This is a genomic window from Synechococcus sp. H55.7 (genome assembly GCF_047462395.1).
Lineage (GTDB): Bacteria > Cyanobacteriota > Cyanobacteriia > Thermostichales > Thermostichaceae > Thermostichus.
In genome coordinates, this window is the sequence record NZ_JANSJD010000003.1 from 1 (window position 1) to 12,839 (window position 12,839).

A 12,839-nucleotide genomic window follows, 5' to 3' on the forward strand; every position below is an offset into this window, starting at 1 on the left:
CTCAGGGAGAGGGGCTGGGGGTGAGGGCCATCCCTCAGGGAGAGGGGCTGGGGGTGAGGGCCATCCCTCAGGGAGAGAGGTTGGGGGTGAGGGCCATCCCTCAGGGAGAGAGGTTGGGGGTGAGGGGCCCCTTTTTAGGATCCGATCCCCAAAAGCGCTCCCAATCCCACGGCCAGGAGAGCTGCTAGGGCTGTTTGAATGCCGTTCACCACTTCGTTGCTCATCCAGGCCAGGCGGGGTTGCAACACCACCCCCATCCAGCTTTCTGCCAAGGTGGCCAGGATCCCGGCCAGACAGCAAATGCCCAGCCAAAACGGGTCTCCTCTTACCCACTCCCCACCGATCCCCCAAGCCAAGGTGGCCATCCCTACCGCTGCCGCCACCCCTGCCAGGGATCCCTCCAGGCTCACGGCTCCTTCTGTGCCCGCCGGCACGGATTGGAAGGTGGTGATCAAAAAGGTCTGGCGTCCGTAGGCTTTCCCCACCTCGCTGCTGACGGTATCGGCCAATTTCGCTGCAAAGCTGGCACCATACCCCAACCACCACAGCGGATGCGGCAAGAAAGTGTAGCCCACCGCGCATACTGCCCCGGTCAAAGCGGATCCCCAGACATTTTCCGGCCCTCGCGCCCCCTCTCGCTTTTCGGCGATCCCCTGCGCCTGCTTGCGCCGGATCCCCAGCCGGGTGACGGCGGTGCCGACTAAAAAATAGGCGGCTACTGCTAGGTAACCCCGCCACCCCAGGCCCCCCCACACCAGCAGGCCAAGCAAGCCTGCATGGAGAACCCCAGCCCGCGTCAACGCCCTTTGCGGGATCAGCAGAGCCAGCGCCACCAAGGCCAGGTTGAGCCAGAGCGCCACTCCCCACTGACTCAGCAGCCACGCTTGCCACATAAACACCCAAAAAGCAGTGAAACCGCCGCCAAGGGTCAACTGCAGAAACGGAGAGGGAGGGATTCGAACCCTCGACGGAGCTTTTGGGCCCCGTAACTTCTTAGCAGGAAGCCGCTTTCGACCACTCAGCCACCTCTCCAAAGCGGCAGAGACACCCTCCGTTGGGATCCAGCCGCCAGCTCACCTATTGTAGAAGATGGGATCCCGCCCGGCAACTGGGCCTGCAAGAACTCCGTCCCGCTGTCGCGAATGGTCGGGATCCCTCCTGGAGGTAACCCCTGGGCTTGGGCGGCCCTAGCTCACCACCTGCACGTAGATATCGAAGCTGCCGCTGTTGTCGCCGTAGCTGCCCTTGGCATCGTTGACGTTGAAGGCAATATCCAAGTTGGGATCCAGATCTACCTCTTGGGGCTGCTCCGGCGAGGATTCCCAAACCTGATGGGCCACCAGTTGGGCGTTGGGCTGGAACACCACAAGCCCGTAGCGGCAAAGACCGGGGTAGCGCCACTCCGGCGGGGTCGGGATCCCTTTGCCAAGGGGCGAGCGGATGCTGGTGGAGAAAGAAAAGCCGTAGCGCCAGGCCACATTTTTCACGAAAAAGCGGATGCGGCTGGCCCGCAGCGGACGCCCCTGCCAGTGCAGGATATTGCCGGCCTCTTGATTGACCCGCAGGTCAGAGAAAGCCATCCAGCCCTGCAAGTTCTCCTCTTGGGGCTGGGTGCCTTCGATCACTTGAGCTTGGCTCCAGTCTAAGTCGCTGCCATCGCAGGCGATCTGGCGTGGAATTTGGGTCAAATCCAGTTGTGGCAACCCTAGAGTACCAGACGCAGATTGGGTAGACATCTATCTCTCCTTTTTTTCAAAATGACTCCCGAAGTGAGGATCTGTAGAGAGCTTACAGGGATCCCAAAAATGAAGCCGGGGAAAGGTTTTAAAGACAAACCTATTCCTCTCCCTGCTGCTTGGTGGAGAATCTCAGATGAACTATGACATCGGGGTTGAAAACCTCAGGCTCTTGCTCGATCGGGCAAGAGATTGAGGGTTCAAGCTCCTTACGTCAATAGGTCAACTTTACTTGATGGATGGCGGCTATTCCCAGAGAAATAGGCCTTTGCAATACTTTTTTAGGGAACCTTAGGAATCTGTTAATTCCCCACGACTTGACTGCCGACCAAAGCCAGAACCCAGATCCTTACTCAGCGCAGATCTGCTGGGAACTCGTATTCCAAAACACATTAATTTGTGCAATGCCCCTGTTAAGCACTCTTGCGCTCATCTGGTCTCTGCAGCAGCTCTCCGAACCCGGAGCGTTCTGACAGCCGTTTTTGATAGGATCACCATTACCAGTCTCGCGGGGTGCCCGGCGCCCACGGCATGCACGACACTTCTGCTCCCACCGATTTCGAAATTATCTCTCTGTCCGATCCTCAACAGGCCATGTCTTTGGCGGGCATTCAGGAGGCCAACTTGAGGTGGATCAGTCGCTTCAGTGGGGCTTCTGTAACGCTGCGCGGGCAAGACCTGTACCTGAAAGGCACCCCTCAGCAGCGGCAGCAGGTGCGGCAGTGGCTAGAATTGCTGAAGCCGCTTTGGCAAACTGGACACCCTGTCACGGTGATCGATGCAGAGCAAGCTTTTCGCGCCCTCTCCGGGCAGGAGGCTGCGGCCTATCAGCAAGCGCAAGCAGGTGTGTTGGCCCGCACCCGCAAGGGAGAGCTGATCCGGCCCAAAACGCCCCGCCAGCAGGAGTATGTGCGAGCCATTCGCGCCCACGACCTCTGCTTCGGCATCGGGCCGGCAGGCACCGGCAAAACTTATCTGGCCGCTGTTGTAGCCATTGCTGCCCTGCAAAACCGGGAATATGAGCGTTTGATCCTCACTCGCCCTGCCGTGGAGGCGGGGGAGAAGTTGGGTTTTTTGCCGGGGGATCTGGTGGAAAAGGTGGATCCCTATCTGCGGCCCCTCTACGATGCCCTGTTCGAGTTTATCGACCCGGCCAAGCTGCCCCAGTTGATGGAACAAGGGGTCATCGAGGTGGCGCCCCTGGCTTACATGCGGGGGCGCACTCTCAGCAATGCTTTCATCATTTTGGACGAAGCCCAGAACACCACCCCGGAGCAGATGAAGATGGCCCTCACGCGGCTGGGCTTCCGGTCGCGCATGGTGGTTACCGGGGATCTCACCCAAACGGATCTGGGCAAGCATCGCCTGTCGGGCTTGGCCGCTGCGGAGCGCATCCTGACGGGGGTGGAGGGGGTTGCTTTTTGCTACTTTGACCAGCGGGATGTGGTGCGTCACCCATTGGTGCAGCGGATTGTGGATGCCTACGACCGCTATGAGAGCCAGCAGTGATACTGGTGATACCTACTCATGATGAGTTGCGGAACGGTGCTCTTTTTCGATGCGGTGGGCACCCTGTTTCGGGTGCGGGGCGGCGTTGGCCAAGCTTACAGCCAGGTGGCAGCAGAATATGGGGTGAGGGTGGATCCCCCAGCGTTGGATTGCGCCTTTGCCCAAGCTTTTGCCCAGGCTCCAACTCCGGCCTGCCCAGGCTTGACGGGATCCGTCTTGCAGGAATGGGAGCGGGCCTGGTGGCGGCAGGTGGTGCGCCAGACCTTCGCCCAAGTGGGATCCCTGGCTGCTTTCGGGGAAGGGCAGTTTGAGGTGTTTTTTGCCCACCTGTTCGAGTACTTTGCCGGGGCGGGGCCCTGGGAGCTCTATCCCGAGACGCTGCCGGTTCTACAGGTTCTGCAACAGGAAGGGATCCGGCTGGGGGTGATCTCCAATTTCGACAGCCGCCTGCCCGGGGTGCTACAGCAGTTGCAGTTGGGTTCCTACTTTTCCAGCCTCACCCTTTCCACCCAGGTGGGCTATGCCAAGCCCGATCCCCGCATCTTCCAAGCTGCCCTGGCGGCCCAAGGGATCCCTCCCGCAGCCGCTTGCCACATCGGCGATAGCCACCGCGAAGACTATCAAGGGGCCAAAGCAGCGGGCTTGAAAGCCCTTTGGCTGGATCGAGAAGGAAAAGATCGCTCCTGCCAAGGACGGATAGCCGATCTGTGGGGAGCCCTTTCCATTCTCAACGGCTCGCAGCAGAATTGAGCAGCAGGGGGGCGAAAACCCCATCTGGCTTGAGCAAATAACGCCGCAGGTTCATCTGCCGCTCCAGAAGACAAGCGTGGCCGCTCAAGGGCGAGATCTCCACCTGCGCCCGGGGCAGCCGCTCCGCCAGCTGGCCCACCTCCTGCACCGACGGCAACAGGCGATCCCGCCCCCCCGCCACCAGCAACGTCGGCAGGGTCATCGACTCCAGGGGCAGCTCCTCCACGACAAACGATCCCAGCAAGGCCAAGCGCTGGGCAGCCACCTCTGGCGGGACGCTGTGCACGGCCTGGCGCAATCGCTCCCGATCCGGCGGCTCGATTTGGTTGAGCTCGGCCAAAAACCCCAGCCCCCGCTCCGACAATTGGTGATAGAGCCCTGGCGGCAAAAAGGGCAGCAGCCAATGCCCCGCCCACCACCAGGGCCGACGTCGCAGCGACGAGGCCGGATTGACCAAAACAAGGCCGCGGCACCGTTCCGGCCAGCGGGCAACCACCAACAAGGCTAGGCAGGCCCCAAAAGATTCTCCACACAAGTAGGCTCCTGTTTCCAACTGGGATCCCACCCAGTCGGCCAGGGTCTCCCAGCTATTTCCCGCCTCTGGGTGGTTCAAGCTCAGGGGGCGAATGCAAAACTCCCGCTCCAAAGCCCGCGCCTGCCGGTAAAACAACCCGCCTGTGCCATCCATACCGGGCAGGTACAGCAACAGAGGCCGCTCCTGACCAACTGCCTCCTTTGCCGGGCAGATCAAGCTAGAGGTTATCAGCTCGCCACTCAACTTTCTCATTTCCCTGCCAATCCCAATTGCACCTGTTCTCGGGCCGCTGCGGTTAGCTCTTGAATCACCTGCATTCGTTCGCGTCGGGATCGGTGGCGCTGCTTCCCAGTGACCCAGAGGGGGGATCCTACTCTGAGCACCACCCGCCGATACAACACCACCGGATGTCCCCCTTCCTGTTGAAAGCGGGGCTCGCTGGGGTCAAACCAGCGAAAGAAAGCCATGGGAATATCCACCCCCCGCCATTCTTCCTGGGCCCACACGGCCACCGGCAGAATCGGCAAGGGATCCACCGTTGCCGCCAAGGCCAGATGGGCAAAGCCCGGCTGAAACTGCCCCAACTCCTGAGGCGAGGTCGCACGGGTGATCTGCTCCGCGCCTTCCGGAAAGATCCCCACCCCCACGCCTGCCGCCAAGGTGGCCTGCGCCTGGCGAAAAAAATGGATTTGCTGCCGGGATCCCTGCTTGAGGGGAAGGCAACCCAGTGCCAGGGCCACCTCCCGCAGCAGCGGCACCTGAGACAGGTAGTAATGACAGGCAAAGCGAATTGGCCGATCCAACCCCGCGATCAGCACCGGCGCATCCAGGAAGCTGCGGTGATTGCTCACCACCACCAGCGGGCCGGCGGGAATGCGCTCCCCCCCCTCCACCCACACTTCCGTCTGGAAAAGGCTGAGCAACGACTGAGCCAGCATCTTGGAGTCTGGCGGCCAAGCCAAAACAGACAGGGCTGGGGACAACGGTTGCCAGAACGCTGCGAAGGATCCCATCAATAGTCCACCCCGCGTCGCAGATCGGCTCCCTGCTCGGCATAGTGCTTGTGGCTCACCATTTCCGAATGGACAGAGGCCAGCTCGAAATAGGGCAAGGGGGCATGGCAGCGGCCCGTAATGATGATCTCCGTATCGCGCGGCTTGCGCAACAAAGCCTGCACGATCGGCTCCACATCCAGCAGCTCCAGATCCACCGTCGGGTTCAGCTCATCCAAGATGATGGTTTTGTACAGGCCGGAAGCAATAGCTGCCCGTGCCAACTCCCAGCCCCGCTCCGCTTCTACATAGTCGATTTCTTGCTGTTTACCTCGCCAGACGATCGCATCCCGACCGCAACGCTGGTGATCCACCAGGTCGGGGTAGCTTTCTCGCAAGGCCCGAATGGCCGCATCTTCCGTGTAGCCCGTTCCCCCCTTCAGCCACTGCATGATCAGCACGCGGTGGGAGAGATCCTTGCTGATGCCGCGCCCGATGGCCTGTAGAGCCCGACCCAGAGCGCTGGTGGATTTTCCCTTGCCGTTGCCGGTGTAGATCTCAATGCCGCTGGGCTGGCCGTTTTGGGGATCCGCCCCCCGGCGCAGGCTGCGCATTTCCGAGTGCAAGTCTGCCAGGTCGATAATTTCCTTGGGCGCCCCCCGCCCGGTGATGATCACCTCCATCTCCTCCGGCTTTTGCTTGAGGGTGTTGACGACCTCATCCACCGGCAGCAGGCCCAGATCCAGCACCGGGTTGAGCTCATCCAGCACCACCACCGAGTAAAATCCTGACGCCAAAGCTCCCTTGGCCACATCCCAGCCGCGGCGGGCCTCCTGACGGTCGAACTTGGTGATCTCGTCCGGGCCGAAGAACTCCCCGCGTCCGGTGCGCAATTGATCGATGAGATGGGGGAAGCCCCGCTGCAGAGCAGCAATGGCCGCATCCTCGGCGTAGGTGCGGCCCGGCCCCTTGAGAAACCGCACCAACAACACCCGGCTGGGGGCCGCCTTTTCGATCCCCAAACCAATGGAGCGCAGCACAACCCCCAGCGCCGCCTGGGACTTGCCTTTGCCCTCACCGTCGTAGACGTGGATCTGGCCCCGTCGGCGGTCGAACTGCTGGGCGGTTACAATGCCGATTTCTGCCATGCCCCTCCGCATCGTGCCGTTGTCCAGAACTCTTGCCCTGCTACCCCCATCTTAGAGTCTAGCCACAGGTTTTTAGGAAAGCTGGCCAGGGGCCAGAAAAAGCCCTCAAGAGCCGAGAAAGGCCAGGATAAGATGAGCAATGGTTGTCCAGTCAATGCCTGTCTAGCGAGGGATCCCCCTTGTATCCGACTGCATTTTCTTCTCGCCCCTTATTTTCTGCCGTCGATAGCCCCATTGAGCTGGTGGGTGGAACACCGCTTATCCGCCTGCGGCGAGTGGCTGCCGATTTGCCGGAATCGGTGCGGGTTTACGGCAAGGCAGAGTGGTACAACCCCGGTGGCTCCGTCAAAGATCGCCCTGCCCTGAACATGATTCGCGCCGGCGAACGCCAGGGCAAGCTCACCCCCGGCAAGATCATCCTGGATGCCACCAGCGGCAACACCGGCATCGCCTACGCCTGGATCGGGGCGGCCTTAGGCTACAAAGTCAAGCTGGCCCTGCCAGCCAACGCCAGCCCGGAGCGCAAGAAGATCCTCGCGGCTTACGGCGTGGATCTGGTCTTGACGGATCCCGCCCTGGGATCCGATGGGGCCATCGAGAAAGCCCGCGCCCTCTACGCCGAAAACCCCGAGCTCTATTTCTACCCCGACCAATACAGCAACCCCGCCAACTGGCAGGCCCACTACGAGACCACAGGAGTAGAAATCTGGGAGCAAACCCAGGGGCAGGTCACCCATTTTGTAACCGGGCTGGGTACCAGCGGCACCTGTATGGGGGTAGGGCGGCGCCTGCGGGAGTGCCGCTCCGATATCCAAATCATTGCCATGCAGCCGGACTCTCCCTTTCATGGCTTAGAAGGCCTCAAGCACATGGCCACCGCCCTCAAGCCCGAGATCTACGATCCCACCCTGCCCGACCAGCACATCGAGATCTCCACAGAAGCAGCCCAGAAAATGGTCAAGCGCCTGGCCCTAGAAGAAGGCTTGCTGGTGGGCATCTCTGCCGGGGCCAATGTGGTGGCAGCCCTACAGGTGGCCCGTCAACTTTCCTCCGGAGTGGTGGTGACCATCTTTTGCGACGGGGCTGACAAGTATCTCTCGGAGCGGTTTTGGACGGAGGATTGACCTTACCGCGGCAGGATGCAAAAGGGCCAATGCCCTTAACAACTGCACACCTCTGCCGCTATGATGGTTAGGCTTAGAAGCGGATGTGGCGGAATTGGTATACGCGCACGTTTGAGGGGCGTGTGGCTTTGCCTTGCGAGTTCGAGTCTCGCCATCCGCACTGGGCCCGACCCCTCTCCCGGAGCAGGAGAGGGGAAGTGGGCAGTGGCGAGCCAGCCGAGAATTGATCTCGGCCTTTTGCGCTATTCCCGAACGGCGCCCTGCAGGCGTGCGCCCCAGGTGCGGGCAAAGCGCAGGTCAGCCCCAGCCAGATTGGCCTCGCGCAGATCGGCCCCCCGCAAGTCGGCGCCGTACAGGAATGCAGAAGAGAGGTCGGCCCCTCGCAGGTTGGCGCCCCGCAAATCTGCGCCTTCCAGGTAGGCGCCACTCAGGTTGGCTCCGCGCAATTGCGCCCGCCGCAAATTGGCCCCCACCAGGTAAGACTGGCTGAGATCGGCGCCCGTCAAGAGGGTGCGCTCCAGATTGGCCTCAATCAGGTCGGCACCCTGGAAGTTAGCCTCTGCCAGATCCAGGTTGCTCAGCTCGAGGGATCCCAGGCGGCAGTTGGGACAGGTTCGGGAAGCCATGAGATAGCGCAGGAAGCAGGCGTTGGGGGTTGTGGCGGCGGCAGTGGAGGCCACGGCTGCCGTGGTCAGCAGCGCTAAAACGGCGGCAGCTTTAAGATGTAAGTTCATGGTGACCAAGCCTCATCAAGGGTTGACGGCGACAATCCGCCAGAGCGGGGTTGTCCTGGGTTGGTCACATGATAGTGGCATCCGTCGGCTTCGACCACTCCACAGGTCTGCCTCGGCTCCCGGATTGACAAATTCCCTCAAGCTGCGATGACGTTGCGGCCTTATCGCCCTAGAGCTGGTGGGCTATCGCCGGGCGGGGGCGGATCTTGCAGCAGCGGCTGCAGCCCATGCCAAGACAGTTGCCCCAACCCTGCCAAAACCCCCAGTATTGCTGAGGAAGCCAGGACGCGATCCCAGCGGATTTTCGGCCTTCTCGGGCTGAAAGCCAGGGATCCGCTCCTGGCAACAGGAAGCGAGCGACGACGCAAAAAGTGTCCACAGCGGCGACAGCGACGATCGGAGTCGGGGTTTAGCCAATGGCAGGCTGGGCAGCGGAGCATGGCAAGGCCACAGATCCCATAACGATCCCATTTTGAGGGGTGGGGAGGATATCGAAGATTCCTCCGGTTGGCTTGAGGGCAACCATTACTGCCTGCACTCCCCTGGATTGTGGACCAGGTTTGGGGCATCCTCAAGAGAGCACCTGGTGTGCCACGGCAGCCGGGATCCCTATCTGGGTGACAGGCTGTCGTAAGCATTGGATAGGAAGCCTTGATCAGCAACTCTGTGCCGGCCCTATGCAGATCTACCTAGAAAACATCTGTAAGCGCTATGGCCGCCGTGAGGTGGTGAGCGACGTCAGCTTGCACATTCAGCAGGGAGAGATTGTTGGGCTGCTGGGGCCCAATGGGGCAGGGAAAACCACCACCTTCTACATCATGACCGGCCTGATCCAGCCCAACCGAGGCCATGTCTGGCTGGATGACCAAGATATTACTCACCTACCGATGCACCGCCGGGCCCAGTTGGGGATCGGCTATCTGGCCCAGGAGCCGAGCATCTTTCGTCGCCTCAGCATCCAAGACAACTTGCTTCTGATCATGGAGCAGACACGGGTGCCTCGCCGCCTTTGGCAACAACGCCTCAACCAACTGCTGGAGGAGTTCCGCATTGCCCATGTGGCCCACAGCCTGGGCCTGCAGGTCTCGGGGGGAGAGCGGCGCCGCGCCGAGATCGCCCGCGCCTTGGCTGCCGGGATCCACGGGCCGAAATTTCTGCTGCTGGATGAGCCGTTTGCGGGGGTGGATCCCATTGCGGTGGCGGATATCCAGGAGGTGGTGGCCAAGCTGAAGCATCGCGGCATCGGCGTGTTGATTACCGACCACAACGTGCGGGAGACGCTGGAGATCACCGACCGGGCCTACATTCTCAACGATGGAGCCATTTTGGCCAAGGGCACGGCAGCAGAGCTGGCGGCGGATCCCTTGGTGCGCAAGTATTACCTGGGGGAGAAGTTCCGCCTCTAACGAGCTTCCTCTACTGCCAGGAATACAAAGCCCGCAGGCGTTGGCTTTTCTTGTGCTGGTGGGCTTGCATGCGGGCCAGCAGCTCGTCAAGAAGGGCGACCGCCTCCAGCAGATAGGGGCCTTTGTTGAGCATCACGCATTCGGCGCGGGCGGACATCACCGCATCGGAAAGCTCGGGCCGCGAGGGCAGGCCCTCTTTGGTGAGCTGATCCAGCACCTGCGTAGCCCACACCACCGGCACATGGGCGGCCTCGCAAATCCACAGCAGTTCTTCTTGGATCTCGCCCAAGCGCAGCCAACCGATCTCCACGGCCAGATCTCCCCGGGCAATCATCACCCCCAGCGGCCTATCAGCAGCCGTCGCGATGAGAGCTGGCAGATTTTTCACCGCCTGTCGGGTTTCGATTTTGAGGATCAACCCCAAGTCGGGCCGGGCCTGCCGCCGCTCCAGCTCGGAAAACAGCAACTGCAAATCCGCCGGCTGCTGGACAAAGGAATAACCCACCAAGTCGGCATGCTGCACCACAAAATCCAGGTCTTGGCAGTCTTTCTCGCTGAGGGGGCGGATCTGCAGCTGGCTATCGGGGAAATTGAGGCCTTTTTCGGCTCGCAACTTCTTGCCCTGGGGAGCAACTTTGTCCACCTCCAGCACCACGCCTGCCGGCTCGATCCCCACTACGCGGGCGCCAATCTTGCCGTCGTCGATCCAGACGGTTGTCCCCACCTGCAGGTTTGCCAAAATCTCCGGCAGGGTGCAAGCCACCTGGCAGGAGATGTCAGAGTTGACCGGCGGCATGGCTGCCGTGAGCAGGATGCGATCCCCACGGTACACCTTGGCTTTGCCCGGAGGCATAACCACCGGGCCGGTGCGGATCTTGGGGCCGGCCAGGTCGAACAAAATCTTGCAGCGCCGCTGGGTCTGGGCTTCGGCCCGGCGCAAGTGGGCCAGCATGTTCTCCCACACCGAGGGATCGTCGTGGGCGCAGTTGATTCGCGCTACGTCCATGCCCCGTTGCAACAACTCCAGCAGCAGCTCCGGCTGCTCGGCAGCTTCGCTGGGCAAGGTCACCATGATGCGGGCGCGGCGGTGGGGGGAGGGAGGGCCAAAAAGAGCCTCGGTGTGCTGCTCTAGGGCCGCATCCCCGGCGTAAAACGCTTCATAGCTGGGTCCTTCATGACTCAGCCCTTGAGCGGCGGCCAAAATGGCGATTACCGCATCGAGGCTTTCCAAAACCCGCGATTCACATCGCCCCAGCGACGACAGCCCCAGGGCGGCCAGCTCCAGTTGCAGGCTGCGCAGATCCTGTTGCCGCAAAGCCAGATACCGCGCCAGGTTGTGCATGGCGGGAGAGGGATCCCCAGAGCAGCCCCAAGCAGCCAAGTAGGTCTGGGATCCCTGTACAACTTGTTGCCGCAGTTCCAGGAGTTTTTCCAGCAAACCTTTGAGATCGGGGGAAGAGGAAGCCATGCTCGCAACTTTCTGAAAGCAGCCTGTCAAGCCCAATTCTAGGTTGAGACTCACTTTTGCTCGACAGCAGTTGTTTGATTGAGGCCATGAACCTTTCATTTGCCGACGTTCCGGTCTAGAGTCGTTAACAGCCTCCGGCTGCTCTGGCTGGATCAGCCTACTGCTTGTTCTGGATCTGGTTTCGTGAAACTTTATTCACCCCCCACCCATTCAGTCGGTCAGCTCTCGAGCACGTTCTCCCTGGCTTGTGCGGTGGGCCTGATGGATCGCTATGTCCTCTCGGAGATGCTGCTGCCTTTTCTCTTTGGGGTGGGAGCTTTCACAACCTTGGTGATGGCGGTGGGATCCCTGTTCGAGCTGGTGCGCCTGGTGGTGGAGGCAGGGTTATCGATTTCGGCAGCCTTGCAGGTGTTCGCGCTGCGGGCACCGGGGATCATCGTCTTGACGTTCCCGATGTCGATGTTGCTGGCGACGTTGCTGGCCTATGGGCGCCTGTCTGCCGATAACGAGATCACAGCCCTGCGCGGCTGCGGCGTGAGCCTCTACCGTCTGGTGGTGCCAGCTCTCATCCTCAGCCTGTTGGTGACGACGTTGACGTTTCTGTTCAACGAGCTGGTGGTGCCGGTGAGCAACCGCCAGGCGGCCCTGACTTTAAACCGTGCTTTGAACCGGGATCCGGACTTCCGGCGAGAGAATATCCTCTACCAAGAATTTGGCGAGATCCTTGCGCCGGAGCCGGACGGCAGTTTTTCCCGCCGGCAAGGGCTAACCCGTCAGTTCTACGCCCGCAGCTTCGATGGCAACCAGATGCGCGGCGTAATCGTCCTCGATTTTTCCAACGAGGCTCTCAGCCAAATTCTCCTGGCGCAACGGGGGCGCTGGGATCCCCAGGAGAACCTCTGGGTGTTTGAGGACGGCACCAACTACATCGTCTCGCCCGACGGCACCTACAGCAACATCGCCACCTTCAGCCGCCAGGAGCTGCGCCTGCCGCGCGCGCCGCTGGAGCTGGCTCAGGAGATCCGCAGCCCTGAGGAGATGAACATTCAAGAGCTGCGCCGCTACATTGAGGTCATCGCTAGCTCGGGGGATCTGCAGCGGGTGCGTCGCCTCCAGGTCAGCCTCCACCAAAAGTATGCCATTCCCTTTGCCTGCCTGGCCTTCACCCTCATTGGGTCGCCCTTGGGGTTGCGCCCGCAGCGCACCAGTTCCTCGTTGGGGTTGGGCATCAGTGTGCTGATTATCTTTGCCTTCTATGTGCTGTTGTTCATCACCCAAGCTCTGGGACAAATTGGAACGCTGGGACCGGCGGTGGCGGCTTGGTTGCCCAACTTAATCTGTATGGCCGTAGGGCTGGGGTTGCTCTACCGAGCCAATCAATAGCTGCCGGGCAGGGTTTTCCAGATGGGTAGAGGTAGGATCAGAGCTACCTGTGCA

Annotated in this window: 12 protein-coding genes and 2 tRNA genes; 6 read left to right on the forward strand and 8 right to left on the reverse strand. The window is 61.1% G+C overall.

Annotated elements, in window-relative coordinates; genetic code table 11:
* Positions 1–134 precede the first annotated feature (134 nt).
* The 3 genes from NW851_RS01770 to NW851_RS01780 all read right to left on the reverse strand — a co-directional run bounded on the left by NW851_RS01770 (position 135) and on the right by NW851_RS01780 (position 1,736).
* Positions 135–893 carry a TIGR00297 family protein gene (locus NW851_RS01770; RefSeq protein ID WP_414335306.1) on the reverse strand — a complete coding sequence of 253 codons (759 nt, stop codon included), beginning with the start codon at positions 891–893 and terminating at the stop codon, positions 135–137.
* 48 nt (positions 894–941) lie between these two features.
* Positions 942–1,032: transfer RNA gene (locus tag NW851_RS01775), tRNA-Ser, on the reverse strand.
* Between the two features lie 155 nt (positions 1,033–1,187).
* The gene (locus tag NW851_RS01780; RefSeq protein WP_414335305.1) at positions 1,188–1,736 is read right to left on the reverse strand and encodes a hypothetical protein; all 549 of its coding nucleotides are present in this window, start codon (positions 1,734–1,736) and stop codon (positions 1,188–1,190) included.
* Between the two features lie 531 nt (positions 1,737–2,267).
* Between NW851_RS01780 and NW851_RS01785 the strand changes: the two genes are divergently transcribed.
* Together NW851_RS01785 and NW851_RS01790 are read left to right on the forward strand one after the other, a co-directional pair.
* Positions 2,268–3,245, forward strand: a complete 978-nt coding sequence (locus tag NW851_RS01785) for a PhoH family protein (RefSeq protein WP_414335303.1) — start codon at positions 2,268–2,270, stop codon at positions 3,243–3,245.
* 18 nt (positions 3,246–3,263) lie between these two features.
* The gene (locus tag NW851_RS01790) at positions 3,264–3,995 is read left to right on the forward strand and encodes an HAD-IA family hydrolase (RefSeq protein WP_414335301.1); all 732 of its coding nucleotides are present in this window, start codon (positions 3,264–3,266) and stop codon (positions 3,993–3,995) included.
* Here the strand turns inward: NW851_RS01790 and NW851_RS01795 are convergent.
* Genes NW851_RS01795 through NW851_RS01805 form a run of 3 tightly spaced genes read right to left on the reverse strand, consistent with a single transcriptional unit; the run spans position 3,973 to position 6,670 of the window.
* Complete coding sequence (locus NW851_RS01795; protein WP_414336766.1) at positions 3,973–4,782, reverse strand: alpha/beta fold hydrolase; 810 nt, start codon at positions 4,780–4,782, stop codon at positions 3,973–3,975. The genes NW851_RS01790 and NW851_RS01795 overlap by 23 nt on opposite strands.
* The gene (locus NW851_RS01800) at positions 4,779–5,543 is read right to left on the reverse strand and encodes a lysophospholipid acyltransferase family protein (RefSeq protein WP_414336768.1); all 765 of its coding nucleotides are present in this window, start codon (positions 5,541–5,543) and stop codon (positions 4,779–4,781) included. The genes NW851_RS01795 and NW851_RS01800 overlap by 4 nt, the downstream gene beginning before the upstream one ends.
* The gene (locus NW851_RS01805; protein ID WP_414335296.1) at positions 5,543–6,670 is read right to left on the reverse strand and encodes a cob(I)yrinic acid a,c-diamide adenosyltransferase; all 1,128 of its coding nucleotides are present in this window, start codon (positions 6,668–6,670) and stop codon (positions 5,543–5,545) included. Before NW851_RS01805 ends, NW851_RS01800 begins: the two co-directional genes overlap by 1 nt.
* A 179-nt stretch (positions 6,671–6,849) precedes the next feature.
* Here NW851_RS01805 and NW851_RS01810 point away from each other — a divergent pair, with 179 nt between their 5' ends.
* Both NW851_RS01810 and NW851_RS01815 read left to right on the forward strand, forming a co-directional pair.
* Positions 6,850–7,794 carry a PLP-dependent cysteine synthase family protein gene (locus tag NW851_RS01810; protein ID WP_414335294.1) on the forward strand — a complete coding sequence of 315 codons (945 nt, stop codon included), beginning with the start codon at positions 6,850–6,852 and terminating at the stop codon, positions 7,792–7,794.
* A 79-nt stretch (positions 7,795–7,873) separates the two neighbouring features.
* Positions 7,874–7,954: transfer RNA gene (locus NW851_RS01815), tRNA-Leu, on the forward strand.
* Positions 7,955–8,036: 82 nt separating this feature from the next.
* Here NW851_RS01815 and NW851_RS01820 read toward each other — a convergent pair.
* Complete coding sequence (locus NW851_RS01820; RefSeq protein WP_414335292.1) at positions 8,037–8,528, reverse strand: pentapeptide repeat-containing protein; 492 nt, start codon at positions 8,526–8,528, stop codon at positions 8,037–8,039.
* Positions 8,529–9,205: 677 nt separating this feature from the next.
* Between NW851_RS01820 and lptB the strand changes: the two genes are divergently transcribed.
* Entirely contained in the window at positions 9,206–9,934 is a 729-nt protein-coding gene (lptB, locus tag NW851_RS01825; protein ID WP_414335290.1) for an LPS export ABC transporter ATP-binding protein, read from the forward strand.
* A gap of 10 nt (positions 9,935–9,944) precedes the next feature.
* On the opposite strand, the gene NW851_RS01830 is transcribed toward lptB, so the two are convergent.
* Positions 9,945–11,402 (reverse strand): pyruvate kinase, encoded by a 1,458-nt coding sequence (locus NW851_RS01830; protein WP_414335288.1) that lies wholly within the window; start codon positions 11,400–11,402, stop codon positions 9,945–9,947.
* Between the two features lie 261 nt (positions 11,403–11,663).
* Between NW851_RS01830 and NW851_RS01835 the strand changes: the two genes are divergently transcribed.
* On the forward strand, positions 11,664–12,785 hold the full coding sequence (locus tag NW851_RS01835) for an LptF/LptG family permease (protein ID WP_414336772.1): 1,122 nt from the start codon (positions 11,664–11,666) through the stop codon (positions 12,783–12,785).
* The last annotated feature ends 54 nt before the right edge of the window (positions 12,786–12,839 follow it).

Excerpts from the sequence above, each read along its gene's own strand:
- NW851_RS01770 (WP_414335306.1), bottom strand. The coding sequence starts at position 893 with ATGTGGCAAGCGTGGCTGCTGAGTCAGTGGGGAGTGGCGCTCTGGCTC.
- NW851_RS01780 (WP_414335305.1), bottom strand. The coding sequence starts at position 1,736 with ATGTCTACCCAATCTGCGTCTGGTACTCTAGGGTTGCCACAACTGGAT.
- NW851_RS01785 (WP_414335303.1), top strand. The coding sequence starts at position 2,268 with ATGCACGACACTTCTGCTCCCACCGATTTCGAAATTATCTCTCTGTCC.
- NW851_RS01790 (WP_414335301.1), top strand. The coding sequence starts at position 3,264 with ATGATGAGTTGCGGAACGGTGCTCTTTTTCGATGCGGTGGGCACCCTG.
- NW851_RS01795 (WP_414336766.1), bottom strand. The coding sequence starts at position 4,782 with ATGAGAAAGTTGAGTGGCGAGCTGATAACCTCTAGCTTGATCTGCCCG.
- NW851_RS01800 (WP_414336768.1), bottom strand. The coding sequence starts at position 5,543 with ATGGGATCCTTCGCAGCGTTCTGGCAACCGTTGTCCCCAGCCCTGTCT.
- NW851_RS01805 (WP_414335296.1), bottom strand. The coding sequence starts at position 6,670 with ATGGCAGAAATCGGCATTGTAACCGCCCAGCAGTTCGACCGCCGACGG.
- NW851_RS01820 (WP_414335292.1), bottom strand. The coding sequence starts at position 8,528 with ATGAACTTACATCTTAAAGCTGCCGCCGTTTTAGCGCTGCTGACCACG.
- lptB (WP_414335290.1), top strand. The coding sequence starts at position 9,206 with ATGCAGATCTACCTAGAAAACATCTGTAAGCGCTATGGCCGCCGTGAG.
- NW851_RS01830 (WP_414335288.1), bottom strand. The coding sequence starts at position 11,402 with ATGGCTTCCTCTTCCCCCGATCTCAAAGGTTTGCTGGAAAAACTCCTG.
- NW851_RS01835 (WP_414336772.1), top strand. The coding sequence starts at position 11,664 with ATGGATCGCTATGTCCTCTCGGAGATGCTGCTGCCTTTTCTCTTTGGG.